This is a genomic window from Streptomyces sp. NPDC051133 (assembly GCF_040682635.1).
Lineage (GTDB): Bacteria > Actinomycetota > Actinomycetes > Streptomycetales > Streptomycetaceae > Streptomyces.
On sequence record NZ_JBFBBK010000008.1, the window covers coordinates 41,521 to 57,340 of the forward strand.

Annotated in this window: 13 protein-coding genes and 1 pseudogene; 10 read left to right on the forward strand and 4 right to left on the reverse strand. The window is 72.1% G+C overall.

The features are described from left to right. Nucleotides 1-221: 221 nt before the first annotated feature. Nucleotides 222-437, forward strand: coding sequence for an I78 family peptidase inhibitor (locus tag AB0N17_RS11130; protein ID WP_366010906.1), 216 nt, complete (start codon nucleotides 222-224; stop codon nucleotides 435-437). A 117-nt stretch (nucleotides 438-554) separates the two neighbouring features. On the opposite strand, the gene AB0N17_RS11135 is transcribed toward AB0N17_RS11130, so the two are convergent. Together AB0N17_RS11135 and AB0N17_RS11140 are read right to left on the reverse strand one after the other, a co-directional pair. Next, entirely contained in the window at nucleotides 555-1,583 is a 1,029-nt protein-coding gene (locus AB0N17_RS11135) for a phosphatase PAP2 family protein (RefSeq protein ID WP_366010907.1), read from the reverse strand. A 237-nt stretch (nucleotides 1,584-1,820) separates the two neighbouring features. Further along, nucleotides 1,821-3,005, reverse strand: coding sequence for a glycosyltransferase family 39 protein (locus tag AB0N17_RS11140; protein WP_366010908.1), 1,185 nt, complete (start codon nucleotides 3,003-3,005; stop codon nucleotides 1,821-1,823). A 259-nt stretch (nucleotides 3,006-3,264) separates the two neighbouring features. Here AB0N17_RS11140 and AB0N17_RS11145 point away from each other — a divergent pair, with 259 nt between their 5' ends. Both AB0N17_RS11145 and AB0N17_RS11150 read left to right on the forward strand, forming a co-directional pair. Continuing rightward, complete coding sequence (locus tag AB0N17_RS11145; protein WP_366010909.1) at nucleotides 3,265-4,878, forward strand: MFS transporter; 1,614 nt, start codon at nucleotides 3,265-3,267, stop codon at nucleotides 4,876-4,878. 106 nt (nucleotides 4,879-4,984) lie between these two features. Then, the gene (locus AB0N17_RS11150; protein WP_366010910.1) at nucleotides 4,985-6,169 is read left to right on the forward strand and encodes an acyl-CoA dehydrogenase family protein; all 1,185 of its coding nucleotides are present in this window, start codon (nucleotides 4,985-4,987) and stop codon (nucleotides 6,167-6,169) included. Nucleotides 6,170-6,205: 36 nt separating this feature from the next. Here AB0N17_RS11150 and AB0N17_RS11155 read toward each other — a convergent pair whose 3' ends face one another. Continuing rightward, nucleotides 6,206-6,649 carry a cell division protein SepF gene (locus tag AB0N17_RS11155; RefSeq protein ID WP_366010911.1) on the reverse strand — a complete coding sequence of 148 codons (444 nt, stop codon included), beginning with the start codon at nucleotides 6,647-6,649 and terminating at the stop codon, nucleotides 6,206-6,208. Between the two features lie 253 nt (nucleotides 6,650-6,902). Between AB0N17_RS11155 and AB0N17_RS11160 the strand changes: the two genes are divergently transcribed. After that, nucleotides 6,903-8,084, forward strand: a complete 1,182-nt coding sequence (locus AB0N17_RS11160) for a DUF5685 family protein (protein ID WP_366010912.1) — start codon at nucleotides 6,903-6,905, stop codon at nucleotides 8,082-8,084. Between the two features lie 9 nt (nucleotides 8,085-8,093). Here the strand turns inward: AB0N17_RS11160 and AB0N17_RS11165 are convergent, their stop codons facing one another. Then, nucleotides 8,094-9,017 carry an ABC transporter substrate-binding protein gene (locus AB0N17_RS11165; protein ID WP_366010913.1) on the reverse strand — a complete coding sequence of 308 codons (924 nt, stop codon included), beginning with the start codon at nucleotides 9,015-9,017 and terminating at the stop codon, nucleotides 8,094-8,096. Between the two features lie 409 nt (nucleotides 9,018-9,426). On the opposite strand from AB0N17_RS11165, the gene AB0N17_RS11170 reads away from it, so the two are divergent. The 6 genes and pseudogenes from AB0N17_RS11170 to AB0N17_RS11195 all read left to right on the forward strand — a co-directional run bounded on the left by AB0N17_RS11170 (nucleotide 9,427) and on the right by AB0N17_RS11195 (nucleotide 15,559). Continuing rightward, complete coding sequence (locus AB0N17_RS11170) at nucleotides 9,427-10,284, forward strand: amino acid ABC transporter permease (protein WP_366010914.1); 858 nt, start codon at nucleotides 9,427-9,429, stop codon at nucleotides 10,282-10,284. Further along, nucleotides 10,281-12,026: an FAD/NAD(P)-binding protein gene (locus AB0N17_RS11175; RefSeq protein ID WP_366010915.1), complete on the forward strand. Its 1,746-nt coding sequence runs from the start codon at nucleotides 10,281-10,283 to the stop codon at nucleotides 12,024-12,026. Before AB0N17_RS11170 ends, AB0N17_RS11175 begins: the two co-directional genes overlap by 4 nt. Beyond that, nucleotides 12,023-12,784 (forward strand): amino acid ABC transporter ATP-binding protein, encoded by a 762-nt coding sequence (locus AB0N17_RS11180; protein ID WP_366010916.1) that lies wholly within the window; start codon nucleotides 12,023-12,025, stop codon nucleotides 12,782-12,784. Before AB0N17_RS11175 ends, AB0N17_RS11180 begins: the two co-directional genes overlap by 4 nt. Nucleotides 12,785-12,905: 121 nt before the next feature. Continuing rightward, complete coding sequence (locus AB0N17_RS11185) at nucleotides 12,906-13,952, forward strand: LLM class flavin-dependent oxidoreductase (RefSeq protein WP_366010917.1); 1,047 nt, start codon at nucleotides 12,906-12,908, stop codon at nucleotides 13,950-13,952. A gap of 92 nt (nucleotides 13,953-14,044) precedes the next feature. Beyond that, nucleotides 14,045-14,452: pseudogene (locus tag AB0N17_RS11190) on the forward strand (DUF1684 domain-containing protein); the annotation flags it as partial. 207 nt (nucleotides 14,453-14,659) lie between these two features. Continuing rightward, entirely contained in the window at nucleotides 14,660-15,559 is a 900-nt protein-coding gene (locus AB0N17_RS11195) for a S1 family peptidase (RefSeq protein ID WP_366011078.1), read from the forward strand. The last annotated feature ends 261 nt before the right edge of the window (nucleotides 15,560-15,820 follow it).

Genomic DNA, 15,820 nt, shown 5'->3' on the forward strand with positions numbered 1-15,820 from the left:
AGAGGCTCGCCGACACGCGTGAATTCCGTTCGATTACCCCGGTAAGCCGTACGGAAACCCCCGTACGTGTGACGCCCGCCGGGCCCCGGCGGATGTCACGGTGACGGAAACGAGGGGCCGGGAAGCTGTGACAGAAGTGTGACGGGACTCGGATACGGCTCTTACCGTCGTCGGCGGGTTCCGGCTTCCGTCGCCCCCGGATGCGGCCTAGCGTGGGCCGTATGGCACCGATTCCCGCTCCGTCAGCGGAGCCCCAGGACAGTCCGGACGGTTACGTCGGTCTCGACGCCGCCCACGCCGAGCGGCTCGCCCGGCAGCGGGGGTGGTCGACGGTACGGTCGCTGCCCCCGGGCGCGGTCATCACCATGGAGTACCGCACGGGCCGGCTGAACTTCGAGGTGCGGGACGGCCGGGTGGCCCGCGCCTGGAAGGGCTGAACGGCTCGTCGTCCGTGGCCGGATACGGCGAAGGCCCCGCTCCCCACGAGGGGGAGCCGGGGCCTTCGCCGTGGCGCGGGGTGGTGTGCGTACCGGGCCCCGACGCCCTCCCTGCCGTCAGCCGCCTGTCAGGGGGCGGGCCGGCTGGGACGTACCGCGCGGCAGCCGGTCGGCGTGCGGCGGGCGGCGGCTGCCCACCGGGGTGACCGGGGTGCGCTCGGAGCGGGCCGTGTGCGGTCCGGGCGCCAGATGGATCGGACCCCGCGACGCCCGCGTCGAGGCGACCGGCTCGCGGGCCGGGGCCGGTTCCTCGGCCGGGGGTCCGAACGGCTTGAGCAGGACCACCGGGGCGGCCGGGACGACGGGCTCCGGGACCGGGCGGCCGCGGCGGGCGCGCCAGCGGTCGCGCAGGTCGAAGAGTCCCGCCTCCGCCTTGGCGATCAGCGGCTCGAACCAGGGCAGGGCGAGCAGGATCAGCAGGCCCGCGGCCCAGCCCAGCAGCACGTCGCTCAGCCAGTGCGTACCGAGGTAGACGGTGGTGAGGCCGACGCCCAGCGAGGTGACCGCGGACAGTGCCGACAGCCAGCGGCGGGCCCTCGGCGTGGAGGCCAGATATGCCAGGATGCCCCAGGTCACCACCGCGTTGGCGGTGTGGCCGCTGGGAAATATATCGCCGCCCAGGCCCATCTCGTTCGAGCCGATCACGGTCGCGTAGTGCGGACCGAGCCGCCCCATGCCGAGCTTGGCGGCGCCGACCGTGATGTTCAGCAGCAGCAGCGAGGTGGCCAGGGTGAGCAGCGGGCGGAGGGTGTGCTGCCGCCAGGAGCGCCAGCCCAGCCAGGCCGCGACCATCACGGCGGTGGGGCCGCGCTGGCCGAGCACCACGTAGTAGTCGAGGAAGGCGTGGATCTGCGGCCACTGCTGGTACGGCCGGAAGAACATGACCTGCCAGTCGAGCCGGACCAGCCAGGAGCTGATCACGACGGCCCACACGATCGCGAGGTAGAAAGCCAGGGTCGCGGTGAACAGAACGACCCGGTGCCGGCTCATCCTCGGCACATCGATGTGGGCCGGCCGTTCCGGCTCACGGTCCAGCCTGGCGAACACCCGGTCCAGACGCCGGGTGAGGTTTCGTTCGGTACGCACCCAATCGACGTTACAGCGAGTGAGCTGTGTTCCCGGTCGAAACAGCTGCTTTGTGATGACGATGTGATGTGGGAAACGTCTCAAGGGCGGCTCGAATTCCGTGGATTCCACAATCCCGCGCCCTCGGCCTCGTCAATTCCTTTGATCATGCCGGGCGTTGTTTATATCGCGCTTATGAATGCGTTAACCCGGTCCTGGGGCGGAATTCTCCGGAGCGTCATCGGCCGCCGAAGTCGATCATGGTGGGCCCGAGCCGTTCAGCCAGAACGCCCCGTAGATCGCCGAGGCGACCGCCAATCCCGCCGTGACCAGCACCGATCGGGACGTGCGCGCACGGGCGAGGGCGCGCGCGAGCGGCAGCAGCACCGGGAAGGCCGGCATCAGCAGCCGGGGCTTGGAGCCGAAGTAGCTCGACGCGCACAGCGCCAGCGCGAGCACGACACCCGTGTACACCAACAGGGCGACGGGCTGGCGCTGCCGCACACAGATGACGTACAGCCAGATCAGCAGCGCGACCCCGGCGATCAGGCCGACGCCCGCAAGCGCCGACGGAATGGACGTGAACTTGTCGGCCACGAAGCGGGCGAAGGCGTAGCCGCCGTCGAACCCGTTGCGCCATCCGGCCTGGACGTCCAGGTATCCGAGCGGGCCCTTGCCGGTGCGGTGGCCGACCCAGAGGACATAGGCGGCGGCTCCCAGGGGGGCGAGCAGCATGCCGAGGACCCGGCGCCAGGCGGGGGCGTGTTCTTCCCCGTGCGCGCCCTGGACGCGCGCCGCGCTTCGGTCCCGCACGAACGAGACCACGGCCGCCGTCCACACCGCGGCGACCACCGCCGCTCCCACCGGCCGGGTCAGCCCCGCCGCGGCCGCCACTACGCCGGCACTCACCCACCGCCCGGTCAGCACCGCGTACAGCGACCAGGCCGCCAGCGCCGTGAACAGCGACTCGCTGTACGCCATCGACTGCACGATCCCGACCGGCAGCACCGCCCACAGCAGCACCGCGCAGACGCCCACCCGCGTCCCGTACACCCGCTCCGCGACGGCGAAGATCCCGCCGGCCGCGGCGAGCGAGGCGAGCAGGCTCACCACCAGCCCGGCGTCCGCGTACGACAGCGGCGTGACCGCGTGCAGCAGCCGCTCCAGCCACGGCAGCAGCGGGAAGAACGCGAGATTGGAGTGGACGTCGCCGTTCGGCAGCCGCACCTCGTAGCCGTAACCGGGACCGGCGACCCGCGCGTACCAGAGCGAGTCCCAGCGGGCGGTCAGCAGGGTGTGCGCGCTCTTGCCCCGCGTGGCGCTCCACACCGCCAGCGCGAGCAGCCCCAGGGCGCGCACGGCCGCGTAGCCCAGGAGGGCCGGGGCCGCCCGGCGCGGGAGAGGGGCGTGGGGCGGGGCCACGCGCGTTTCAAGATCGGTCACGGGCTCGATTATCGACCGGGCGGGGAACCGGACGAGTCGCCGGGTCGTGGTCAAGAGGGGGCGACGTGGTGTACGCCACACGGGTTCCGTCCCGCGTGTGAGAGGTCCGCCACGTGTCCATGGGGCGGACTCGCGTACGCTGACGAGTCACCCGTGTGCGTTGCGCGGGCCGGAGACACCGCTCCTCTCCGGCCGTACGACAGGGCGTCCCCACCCCGTCGGTCCGCCGCACGCGAGGGATCATCTGGGAGGTACGTACATGTCCGGGACGACCACGGCCGCCGTGCGGCCGCGCCGTCGGGCGGCCGGGGTGAGTGCCAACCGCTGGGTCGTCCTCGTCGTCCTCTGCGTCAGCCTGCTGCTCGTCGCGCTCGACGCGACCGTGCTGCACGTGGCGGTCCCCGCCGTCACCGAGGACCTCAAGCCCGGCGCCGTACAACTGCTCTGGATCGTCGACGTCTACCCGCTGGTCTGCGCCTCGCTGCTGATCCTCTTCGGCACCCTCGGCGACCGGGTCGGCCGCAGACGCGTCCTGCTGCTCGGGTACGGCCTGTTCGGCGTCGCCTCCGCGGTGGCCGCCTTCGCGCAGACCTCCGAGATGCTGATCATGGCGCGTGCCCTGCTCGGTGTCGGCGGCGCCATGATCATGCCCGCGACCCTGTCGATCCTGCGCCAGGTCTTCCCCGACCGGCGCGAGCGCGCGCTCGCCATCGGCATCTGGAGCGCCGTCGCCGCCGTCGGCGCGGCCGTCGGCCCGCTGCTCGGCGGCTTCCTCCTCGAGCACTTCTGGTGGGGCGCGGTCTTCCTCGTCAACATCCCGCTGATGCTGGTCAGCCTGCCGGTGGGCCGGATCCTGCTGCCCGAGTCGCGGGGGGAGCGCGACGGCCCGTGGGACGTGACCGGTGCGCTGATGGCGGCGGCAGGTCTCTTCGGGATCGTCTTCGGCGTGAAGCGGCTGGGCGGCGGGGAGGCCCCGGCGAGCCCGTTGACCTTGCTGCCGCTGCTGGCCGGCGCGGCTCTCCTCCATCTCTTCGTGCGGCGCCAGCGGCGGCTCCCGCATCCGCTGGTGGATCTGCGGATGTTCCGCCGGCCCGCGTTCAGCACCTCGGTCGGCTGCATCGTGCTGGCGATGCTCGCGCTGGTCGGCCTCGAGCTGATCGCCGCGCAGTACCTCCAGCTGGTGCTCGGCCTGTCGCCGCTGCAGACCGGTCTCAGGCTGCTGCCGCTGACCCTCGCGGCGATGGCGGCGGGCCTCGCGGGCGCGCGGATGCTGCGCCGGTTCGGGCCGCGCCGGATGGTGAGCCTCGGCTTCTGCCTCACCGCCGCCGCGGTCGTGACGCTCACCGCGATGGGCGGCACCGACGACGCGCCGCTGCTCCTCGCCGGGTTCGTGCTGCTGGGCTTCGGCCTGGAGACCACGCTCTTCGGCGCCTACGAGTCGATGCTCAGCGAGGCCCCGGCGGACCAGGCCGGCGGCGCGGCGGCGATCGGCGAGACCTCGTACCAGCTCGGGGCCGGGATCGGCATCGCGCTGCTGGGCAGCGTGATGAACGCGGCCTACACCCCGGGGCTCCGCGCCGTGCCGGGTGTGCCCGGGCGCGCGTCGGACGCGGCCGGGCACTCGCTCGGCGAGGCGTACGAGGTCGCGGACCGGCTCGGCGGGAGTGCCGGGGACGCCCTGCGCCGGGCCGCGCGGGACTCCTTCGTGCACGGGCTGCACATCACGCTGCTGGTGAGCGCGGGCCTGTTGCTGCTGGGCGCGGTGATGGCGCTGCGGCTGCCGCGGATCATGCAGTGCGAGGAGCAGACCGCCGAGGTGGAGCTGCCGGCGCCGCGGGAGGCGAAGGCCGGGAAGCCGCGGGTGTCCGCCTGACCCCGCTCTGGACGTGCGGGACACTGCACCGTAACGTCGGCTGCACCATCGTAACTAGCGCTGCTAGTTTTCAGTGTGCGTGCCCGAGTGTCCCGGAGGATGTTCCATGTCCGCGAAGCCGCCCCCGTTCGACCCCGCCGACCCGCTCGGGATCGACGACCTTCTGGACCCGGAGGACCTCGCCGTCCGGGACACCGTCCGCGGCTGGGCCGCCGACCGTGTGCTGCCGTACGTCGCCGACTGGTACGAGAAGGGCGAACTGCCCGGCATCCGGGAGCTGGCGCGCGAACTCGGCTCCCTCGGGGCCCTCGGCATGTCGCTCACCGGGTACGGCTGCGCGGGCGCGACCGCGGTGCAGTACGGCCTGGCCTGCCTGGAGCTGGAGGCGGCCGACTCGGGCATCCGCTCGCTGGTCTCCGTGCAGGGCTCCCTCGCCATGTACGCGATCCACCGCTTCGGCAGCGAGGAGCAGAAGCAGCAGTGGCTGCCCCGCATGGCCGCCGGCGAGGTGATCGGCTGCTTCGGGCTGACCGAGCCCGACCACGGCTCCGACCCCGCCTCCATGCGCACCCACGCCAAGCGTGACGGCGACGACTGGGTGCTGAACGGCCGCAAGATGTGGATCACCAACGGCTCGGTCGCCGGCGTGGCCGTCGTCTGGGCGCAGACCGAGGAGGGTATCCGCGGCTTCGTGGTCCCCGCCGACAGCCCCGGCTTCTCGGCGCCCGAGATCAAGCACAAGTGGTCCCTGCGCGCCTCGGTCACCAGCGAACTCGTCCTGGACGACGTGCGCCTGCCCGCCGACGCCGTGCTGCCCGAGGTCACCGGGCTGCGCGGACCGCTCAGCTGTCTCTCGCACGCCCGGTACGGCATCGTCTGGGGCGCGATGGGCGCGGCCCGCAGCAGCTTCGAGGCGGCCGTCGAGTACGCGAAGACGCGCGAGCAGTTCGGGCGGCCCATCGGCGGCTTCCAGCTCACCCAGGCCAAGCTCGCCGACATGGCGGTCGAACTGCACAAGGGGATTCTGCTCGCCCATCACCTGGGGCGGCGGATGGACGCCGGCCGCCTGCGTCCCGAGCAGGTCAGCTTCGGCAAGCTCAACAACGTCCGCGAGGCCATCGAGATCTGCCGTACCGCACGGACCATCCTCGGTGCCAACGGGATCTCCCTGGAATACCCCGTGATGCGGCACGCGACGAACCTGGAGTCGGTGCTCACCTACGAGGGCACCGTCGAGATGCACCAGCTCGTGCTGGGCAAGGCGCTCACCGGGCTCGACGCCTTCCGGTGAGCCCCCGAGGGGGCAGGGCCGGCGAGCGGCCCTGCCTCAGCTCTGGTTGAAGAAGCCGTCCGAGCGGTGTCCGGACGCCTCACCGCTGATGATCTCCGTGTCGGCCGGGGTCAGCAGGAACACCCGGTTCGACACCCGGTCGATGGAGCCGCGCAGACCGAAGATGAGCCCCGCGGCGAAGTCCACGACCCGCTTGGCGTCGCCCGGCTCCATGTTGGTGAGGTTCATGATGACCGGGACGCCCTCCCGGAACAGCTCGCCGATGGCGCGGGCGTCCCGGAAGCTGTCCGGGGTGACCGTGCCGATCCGGCGGCCCTTCTCCTCCGCCGTGTCCGTGGCCACCTTCACCCGGGGGTCGGTCACCCAGGCGCCCTCGGACCCGGACTCGGTGCCCTCGGAGTAGTCGTCGTCGTAGTAGCGCTCGTCATCGTTGTCGTCGACGAGGCCGAGCCACGCACTCGCCTTGCGTACCGATCCCATGGACGCCTCCTCTCACAGCGGTTCTTCTTGCTTTCCGCATCCCTATGGTCATCCATGATGCGGACGGTGCGCCAAGTGGATAGACGCCGCGCGGGGGGTTTGTGACGGTACTGGTGCACAGCCGATCCGTCGAGAGTCCTTGTGCCCCAAGGGTCGCATCCCATACGGCTGCTGACTGAGAGTGAAATATGATGTTCGACGGCGGATGGGTGACGCGCGGTGCGTACGGGTGAACGTGTGACGGGGGATTGTGATGTTCGGAATCGTCAAGCCGTGTTCACATCGGCTCGGTGAGCGCCTCAAGACCGAGTGGATGGCGCACTTGTGCGGGATGTGTCTCGCGCTGCGACGTGACCACGGACAGTTCGCGCGCATCGTGACGAACTACGACGGCCTGCTGCTCTCGGTTCTGACGGATGCTCAGTCCGGTCCGGTGACCGGCGCGCGCCGCACCGCCGGGCCGTGCGCGCTGCGGGGGCTGCGCACGGCGTCCGTCGCGCAGGGGGAGGGCGCCCGGCTCGCCGCCGCCGTCTCGCTGGTGCTCGCCTCGGCGAAGGTGCGCGACCATGTCGCCGACCAGGACGGACTGCTGGCCCGCCGGCCGGTCGCGGCCGCCGCCCGCCGGGTCGCCGCGGGCTGGGGGCGGGCCGGGGCGCACAGCGGTGCGGCGGTCGGGTTCGACACCGGCGTCCTCGTCGACGCCGTCGACCGGCAGCTCGGCATCGAGGCCCTCGCCGGGCACGGCACCCCCTTGCTGACGGTCACCGAACCCACCGAGACCGCGACCGCCGCCGCCTTCGCCCACACCGCGGTGCTGTCCGGACGGCCGGGCAACGCCGCGTCCCTGGCGGAGGCCGGCCGGCTCTTCGGGCGGCTCGCACACCTGTTGGACGCCGTCGAGGACCAGGAGGCCGATGCCCGGTCGGGTGCCTGGAACCCCCTGACCGCCACCGGGACACAGCGGGCCGAGGCCCGCCGGCTCGCCGACGACGCCCTGCACGGCATACGCCTCGCCCTGCGGGAGGCCGAGTTCGCCGACGGCAGGCTGGCCCATCTGCTCCTCGTGCACGAACTGGGGCGCTCGGTGGACCGCGCGTTCGGCACGCGGACGTGCCGCCACGAGCCCGAGGCCTCGTTCGGGCCGCCGCCGGGCGGACAGGCACCGAAGACGCCCGGTCACCCGTACGGCAACCCTTTCGACGGACACCCGTCGCACCCGGGCAAGCGGGGCTTCTGGGCCGGTTGCGCGGCCGCCCTCGGCCTGTGCTGCACCTGCAAGGTGTGCTGTGCCGACGAGTTCGAGGGCCCCTGGTCGCGGAAGAAGCGCGAGGGCTGCTGCGGGACCTGCGACTGCAACTGCGACTGGTCGTGCTGCGAGGCCTGCGAGTGCTGCGAGTGCTGTGAGTGCTGCTCGTGCTGCGACTGCGGGCTGTGACCGCGCCGCTCAGCCCTTCAGTTCGGGCGGGCTGATCCGGGACGTGGTGATCGCCGAACCCGTCGTTCCCCACTTCTTCAGGATCCTGGCGTACGTGCCGTCGGCGAGCAGCCTGTTCACCGCCGCCCGGAAGGCCGGTGCCAGCTTCGTGCCCTTCTTGAAGGCGAAGCCGACGTCCAGGCGGTGGTACTCGTTGAGGAACTTCAGGCCCGGCTGGTGGGCGACGGCGTAGTGCAGGCCGTTGATCGTGGACATCACCACGTCGCTGCGGCCCTGCTGGACCGAGGACCAGATCGCGCTCGGCTCGGCGTACGTCTGCACCTGGTACGCCTTCTCGCCCGCGTCGGTGCACAGGTGCCTGTTCTCCTCCAGGGTGGCCTCGAAGGTCGTGCCGGCGCCGGTCGCGACGTTCAGACCGCACAGCTGCCTGAGGTCGGTGACCTCGGAGAGCTTGCTGTCCTTGCGGGTGGCGAAGCCCTGGCCGTCGTTGACGTAGGTGACGAAGTCGATGGTCCTGCGGCGCTCGTCGGTGACGCCGAAGTTGCTCGCGCCGACGTCGTACTTGCCGCTGTCCAGCGCGGGCAGGATCGCCTCGAAGCTCGCCTGCTCCACCTTCAGCCGGAGCCCGAGGACCTTGGCGACCGCTTTGGTGAAGTCGACGTCCTGACCGGTGAGCGTCGTGCCGTCGGACAGGTAGGTGGTGCCGGGCGGGGTGCCGCCGACGCTGATGGCGACGGTGAGCTGCGTGGTGCCGGCGGGCAGCAGCTTCGCCGCCGCCTCGTCCTTCTTCTCGGCGGACACGACGTCGGTGGTGGGAACCCGGTCGGACCTGGCCGCCACCGCGGACGTGCCCGTGCCGCCCGAGCCGCAGGCGGTGAGGAGCAGGGTGGCGGACGTAATGGCAACAAAAGGCACAAGAAGCCGCGTGCGCATCGGGGGCGATCTCCTGGAAGCAGAAAGGTGCGGAGCGCGAGGGGAGGGGCGCGTGTGAAGGCGGGGAGAAAGAGAGGGAGAGCGCACGTACGCCCGCCCCGAGGGCAGGCGCATGCAGGGGGTCAGCTCAACAGGAAGAGGACCACACGCGACCGAAGTCGATGTGGGAGCGCGTGACCAGCCACTGCTGTGGATGCATGGGGCAAGTGGAACAGGCATCCGGTTCCGCGTCAACTCGCTTGAGACGTACGGCTCACAGTGCGGACAGCCTTGACAGCGAACCGAAACGCCCGCGTACTCTCGGTGGACGGCCCTGCTGAGGGGCTCGGCCGTATCCGCGCCACAGGGCGCGCATCCATGTGAAGGCACCACCCGTGTTCCGACGTCACTCGCGTCACGGAGTCTTCACATGTCATCCGACACCCTCGCCAAAGTCCCCGCCGCACCGGAGATACCCGAGCCCGCGGACGCCCCCCGGATCGTGCCGCAGCGCCGGTACGGGCAGTGGGCCGCCGCCGTCGTGGTCCTCGTCCTGCTCGGGCTCGCCGTCAACTCCGTCCTGCGCAACAAGGCGTTCCAGTGGGACGTCGTCGCCGACTGGTTCACCTCGGTCTCCATCCTGCGCGGCCTGTGGCTCACGCTCTGGCTCACCGCGGTCGTGATGGTCCTCGGCTTCGCCCTCGGCACCCTGCTCGCCGCGTTCCGGCTGTCCGCCAACCCCGTGCTGCGCGCCGTCAGCTGGGGCTACGTGTGGCTGTTCCGGTCGATCCCGATCCTGGTGCAGCTGCTGCTCTGGTTCAACATCGGGGCGCTGTACCCGCAGGTGCTCGGCGTGAAGACCGTCAACCTGCTCAGCCCGGTCGCCGTCGCGATCGTCGGGCTGACCCTGCACGAGGCCGCGTACGCCGCCGAGGTCGTCCGGGGCGGCATCCTCTCCGTCGACCGCGGGCAGATCGAGGCCGCCCAGGCGCTCGGACTGAGCCGGTGGCGGCGCGGGCGGCGGATCGTCCTGCCCCAGGCCATGCGCTCCATCGTGCCGCCCGCCGGCAACATGCTGATCGGCACCCTCAAGGGCACCTCGATCGTCAGCGTCATCGCCGTCAACGACCTGCTGTTCTCCGCCCAGTTGATCTACCACCGCACCTACCAGGTCATCCCGCTGCTGATGGTCGCCACCCTCTGGTACGCCGTCGTCACCACGCTCCTCGGCATCGGCCAGCACTACCTGGAGAAGCACTACGCGCGCGGCACGGAGCACGCCCGATGAGGCCGCAGCTGGTGATCGTGGGCGCCGGTCCGCGGGGGGCCGGCCTCCTTGAACGCCTCGCCGCCAACGCGCCCGAGCTGTACGCCGGCCGGGGCCTGGACATCCACCTGGTCGACCCGCACCCGCCGGGCGGCGGCCGCATCTGGCGCCAGGAGCAGTCACCGCTGCTGTGGATGAACTCGCACGCCGAGGACGTCACCATGTTCACCGACGACACGGTGCCGATGGACGGCCCGGTGCGCGAGGGCCCCACCCTGCACGAGTGGGCCGCCGTGGACGGCCGTACCTTCGCCGGCCGGCAGCTGCAGGGCCGGTACCTGCGGTGGTTCTACGAGCGCGCGGTCGCCGGCCTGCCCCCGGACGTCACCGTCCGCCACCACCCCCGGCGCGCCCTGCGGATCAGCGGCCCGCGCGAGGGCCGCCAGCAGGTGTGGCTGGAGGGCCGTGCGCGCCCCCTCCTCGCCGACCTGGTGATCCTCGCCCTCGGCCACCTGGACGCCGAACCCGGTGCGGAACAGGCGGGGTTGGCGGCACACGCCCGCGAGCACGGCCTGGTCCACCTGCCGCCGGACTTCACCGCCGACAGCGACCTGTCCGCGCTGCGGCCCGGCGAACCCGTCCTCGTCCGCGGCTTCGGGCTGGCCTTCGTCGATCTGATGGTGCTGCTCACCGAGGGCCGGGGCGGACGGTACGAGGGCGACGCCTACCGTCCCTCGGGGCGGGAGCCGGTGCTGTACGTCGGCTCACGGCGCGGGGTGCCGTACCACTCGAAGATCGGGTACGACTGGACCGGCGACCGGCCCCCGCTGCCCCGCTTCTTCGGGCCCGCCGAGGTCGAGGCCCTGCTGGCGAGACCGGGCGGCCACGACTTCCGGCGCGACGTGTGGCCCCTGGTGGCGAAGGAGCTGGGCTTCGCCCACTACCACCGGCTGTTCACCGCCCACCCCGGGCGTACGGCGATGTCCTGGGCCGACTTCGAGGAGAAGTACGCCGCCGCGAGCGACCCCGCCGAGACCGGGGCGCTGGTCGACGCCGCCGTGCCCGACCCGGCCGACCGCCTCGACCTCGCCGCGCTCGACCACCCGCTCGCCGGGGTGCGGTACGCCTCCCACGACGACTTCCAGGACGGACTGCGGGGGTACATCGAGGCGGACCTGGGGCGCCGGCACGATCCTTCCTTCAGCGCGGACCTGGGGGTCTTCCTGGGGCTGCTCTCCGTCTACGGGCAGCTCGTGCGGCTCGGGAACCTCGGCTCCTGGTGGCACGGCTTCTTCAGCTGCCTGGCGTCCGGCCCGCCGGGGCCCCGGCTGCGGCAGATGCTCGCGCTGTCCCGGGCGGGCCTGCTCCGGTTCGTCGGGGCCGACATGGCCGTCACCGCCGAGGACGGGGTGTTCCGGGCGTCCAGCCCCACCGTGCCCGGCTTCTCCGTCGACGCCCGGGCGCTGGTCGAGGCCCGGCTGCCCGAACCCGCCCTCGGGCGGACCCGCGACAGCCTGCTGCGCGAACTGCGCGCCGACGGCGCCGCCGAGACCCCCGAGGGGCTGCTCCGGGTCGACCCCGCCGACGGACGGATCCTCGACGGGGCCGGGCACCCGCATCCCCGGCGCTTCGCGCTCGGCCCGTACACCGACGCCCGCACCCCCGGCGCCTTCACCCGGCCGCGCACCGGCGGGCCTGCCTTTCGGCAGAACGACGGCACCGCCCGGGCAGTGCTCTCACTTGTAAAGGAACTCACGCGATGAGCGTCATGGTCGACATCAGGTCGGTGCACAAGAGCTTCGGCTCCCTCGACGTCCTCAAGGGCATCGACCTCCAGGTCCGGGCCGGCGAGGTCACCGTCGTGCTCGGCCCCTCCGGCTCCGGCAAGTCCACGCTGCTGCGCACCATCAACCACCTGGAGAAGGTGGACCGGGGCGAGATCAGCGTCGACGGCTCGCTGATGGGATACCGGCGTGCCGGGGACAGGCTGTACGAGCTGCCCGAGCGCGAGGTGCTCCGCCGGCGCACCCGGGTCGGGTTCGTCTTCCAGAACTTCCACCTCTTCCCGCACCTCACCGTCCTGGAGAACGTGGTCGAGGCGCCGGTGTCCGCGCTGAGACGGCCCCGGAAGGAGGCGGTGCGCAGCGCGCGCCGGCTGCTGGAGCGGGTGGGGCTCGGCGACAAGGCCGACGCCTATCCCCGGCAGCTGTCCGGCGGGCAGCAGCAGCGGGTGGCCATCGCGCGGGCCCTCGCACTGGAGCCGAAGCTGCTGCTGTTCGACGAGCCCACCTCGGCGCTGGATCCCGAGCTGGTCGGTGAAGTGCTCGATGTCATCCGGGACTTGGCCGGCCGGGGCACGACCATGATCGTCGTCACGCACGAGATCGCGTTCGCCCGCGAGGTCGCCGACACGGTGGTTTTCATGGCCGACGGCAGGATCGTCGAGCAGGGGCCGCCGGATGAGGTGCTGGGCGCTCCGCGGGAGGAGCGGACGCGGGCGTTCCTGGCGAAGGTGCTGTGAGGGTGGGCGTCACCGTGAGGTGCGCCGCGTGCGCCGCGTGCGCCGCGTGCGGCACCGCCGGTCAGCGCCGTCGTGACCGTGCGCCGTCGAGGCGGGGGCAGGGGCTGCGGGGGCGTCGGCCATGAGCGGACTGCTGTGTCTCGCCGGGGCCGTCGATCTGCCGGGGTGCCTCGATGCGGGGTGCCAGGTCGAACTGGCCCGGCTCGCCGAGCGGGGCGGCCTGGACTTCGTGACGCTGGACGACTCGTTCGCCCGGCCGGGGCCCGACGCGCTCGCCGTGCTGTCCCGGGTGGCGCCCGCCACCCGGCGGATCGGGCTGGTCCCGACGGTCATCACCACCCACACCGATCCCTTCCGCGTGCAGGCCGCCGTGGCGGCCCTGGACCGGGTCAGCCAGGGCCGGGCCGGCTGGCGGATCGAGGTGTCCGCCGAGGGGGAGGGGCGGCAGTCCGGGCGCCGGTCCGCGGCGCCCGCCGAGGCGCTGTGGCAGCGGGCGGGTGAAGTCGCCGAGGCGGCCGGGAGGCTGTGGGACGGCTGGGAGGACGGCGCCGAGATCCGGTCCGCGGCGACCGGCCGTTTCCTCGACCGGGACCGGCTGCACCGCGCCGGCTTCGCCGGCACCGGCTTCTCGGTCCGGGGGCCCTCGACCGTGCCCCGGCCACCGCAGGGCAATCCCGTCCGCGTGGTCGACGCCACCGAGGGACCGGCCCGTGCGGTCGCCGCCCGGTACGCGGACGTGGCCCTGGTCCGCGCCGCGACCCCGGCGCAGGCCGCCGCCGTACGCGACGAACTGCGCGCCCGGGCGGCCGAGTCCGGGCGGAACCCGGGGAGCCTGCGGGTCCTGGTGAGCCTGCTGGTGGATCTCGGCGACGGGGAGTACGCGGCCGAGCGGGGGCCGGGAGGGGGAAGAGGGCCGCGCTCGACCGCGCGGGGCCCGCTGTACCGGGGCGGACCGGTCGACCTCGCCGAACTGGTCGGAACCTGGCACGCCGACGGGGTGACCGACGGCTTCCACTTCGTCCCCGTCGCACCGCGCCGTGACCTGGAACGGCTGGTCAACGGCACGGTGGCGCTGCTCCAGCACCGCGGCCTGTTCCGCACCTTCTACCCGGGCAGCACCCTGCGCGAGCACCTGGGCCTGGCCCGGCCCGCCAACCGGTACGCGTGACCGGCCTACGGGTGCCTCGTCCGTCTCGCCGAGCGCGGGCTGTTCGGCCTCCTGGTGCTCGACCGGGGGCCACGGCTGCCCGGCACCGCCCCCACTGGGTCGAGGACTATCCGGAGGGGCGACTTCCGGACATTCCCGGGAGCTGGGTTGCCGATGGTGCGGGAGTGGTGCTCACCGCCGGTGGTCGGTGCCGGGACGGCGGGCTCGCCCTCGACCGGTGAACTCTCCTTCACTCTGGCCGGACAGGAGCGGACGTTGCAGGTCACCCGGCGGGGCGACGGGCCACAGTGGGCGGTGTTCGCCGACGCCTCCGGCGGTGGGAGCGGCTTCCGGTTCCGCTTCCTCCCCCCCGGCAGGCACCGGACGCCGAGGGCCGCACCGTCGCCGGCTGCAATCGCGCCCAGCTCCCGCCGTGCGCCTTCGCCGACCACTTCATCTGTCCCTTCTCGCCACCCGGCGACACGCTGGACGAGGCGATCGACGCGGGGGAGCGTGCGCTGATCCGACGTCAGGAGCAACCGGGGTCAAGGTGGTTTAAAGTCCAACGGCCGAAAGGCACCCTTGTGCCGACCGGCCGTTCGGCCGAATACTCCCCCCAGCGCTTGCCAGGGGGCATGTGTGTTCGGAACCCGACCCCCACTCCTGGCTGCGCCTCACCGGGCCCCGACCCCACGCGGGCCCCCGACTTCCCTTGGAGGGAACGAAAAGTGAGGATCAAGCGCACCACTCCCCGCAGCGGTACCGCGAGACGGACCCGGCTGACCGCCGTGGCCACCGGCTTCCTGGCCGCGGCCGCGTTCGCCGCCCCCACGGCGCACGCGAGCGACGCCCACACGTTCAGCGCCGCCCAGCTCAACCAGGTGAACGACTCCGTCCGCAAGGCCGACATACCCGGCACGGCCTGGGCGGTGGACAGCAGCACCGACCGGGTCGTCGTCACCGTCGACAGCACGGTGTCCCAGGCCGAGATCGCCAAGATCAAGCGGCAGGCCGGAACCGGCGCGGACGCCCTCACCATCAAGCGCACCCCCGGCACGTTCAACAAGCTGATCAGCGGCGGCGACGCCATCTACGGCGGCCAGTACCGCTGTTCGCTCGGCTTCAACGTGCACAGCGGCAGCACGTACTACTTCCTCACCGCCGGGCACTGCGGCCAGGTCGCCTCGACCTGGTACAGCAACTCCAGCCACAGCACGGTGCTCGGCACCAACGTGGGCTACAGCTTCCCGGGCAACGACTTCGCACTGGTGCGGTACACCAACTCCTCCGTCTCGCACCCGAGCGCGGTGGGCAGCCAGACCATCTCCAGCGCGGCCACGCCCAGCGTGGGCACGACCGTGTACCGGCGCGGCTCGACCACCGGTACGCACAGCGGGCGGGTCACCGCGCTGAACGCCACCGTCCACTACAGCAGTGGTGAGACCGTGTCCGGCCTGATCCAGACCACGGTCTGCGCGGAGGGCGGGGACAGCGGCGGTCCGCTGTACGGCGGGTCCGTGGCCTACGGCCTGACCTCCGGTGGCAGCGGTGACTGCACCTCCGGCGGTACGACCTTCTTCCAGCCGGTGACCGAGGCGTTGAGCTACTACGGGGTCACGCTTCCCTGACAGTTCGGCTCGGGCCCCCGTACGCGATCCGCGTGCGGGGGCTTTTCCTCGTCCGGCAGAGATGAGATCAAGCCACGCACTGTCATCACGTTCCGCTGAAAGCTACTTGCACGTAGTGTTTGCAGTGCGAATTTCCTGGTGCGTCCGTGGCCGGTCAGGCCGGCGGGGGTGCGCAAACGCTCTCCGCGCGCGTCCTGAAGTCAACCTTGTGTGCTCCCTGTGCCGTTCGGAAGAGTAGGCGCCCGTCAACCAGCCTTCCGG

Bases quoted from the DNA above. Each gene is read 5' to 3' on its own strand.
- AB0N17_RS11130 (WP_366010906.1), top strand. From the start codon at position 222: ATGGCACCGATTCCCGCTCCGTCAGCGGAGCCCCAGGACAGTCCGGAC.
- AB0N17_RS11145 (WP_366010909.1), top strand. From the start codon at position 3,265: ATGTCCGGGACGACCACGGCCGCCGTGCGGCCGCGCCGTCGGGCGGCC.
- AB0N17_RS11150 (WP_366010910.1), top strand. From the start codon at position 4,985: ATGTCCGCGAAGCCGCCCCCGTTCGACCCCGCCGACCCGCTCGGGATC.
- AB0N17_RS11155 (WP_366010911.1), bottom strand. From the start codon at position 6,649: ATGGGATCGGTACGCAAGGCGAGTGCGTGGCTCGGCCTCGTCGACGAC.
- AB0N17_RS11160 (WP_366010912.1), top strand. From the start codon at position 6,903: ATGTTCGGAATCGTCAAGCCGTGTTCACATCGGCTCGGTGAGCGCCTC.
- AB0N17_RS11165 (WP_366010913.1), bottom strand. From the start codon at position 9,017: ATGCGCACGCGGCTTCTTGTGCCTTTTGTTGCCATTACGTCCGCCACC.
- AB0N17_RS11170 (WP_366010914.1), top strand. From the start codon at position 9,427: ATGTCATCCGACACCCTCGCCAAAGTCCCCGCCGCACCGGAGATACCC.
- AB0N17_RS11175 (WP_366010915.1), top strand. From the start codon at position 10,281: ATGAGGCCGCAGCTGGTGATCGTGGGCGCCGGTCCGCGGGGGGCCGGC.
- AB0N17_RS11180 (WP_366010916.1), top strand. From the start codon at position 12,023: ATGAGCGTCATGGTCGACATCAGGTCGGTGCACAAGAGCTTCGGCTCC.
- AB0N17_RS11185 (WP_366010917.1), top strand. From the start codon at position 12,906: ATGAGCGGACTGCTGTGTCTCGCCGGGGCCGTCGATCTGCCGGGGTGC.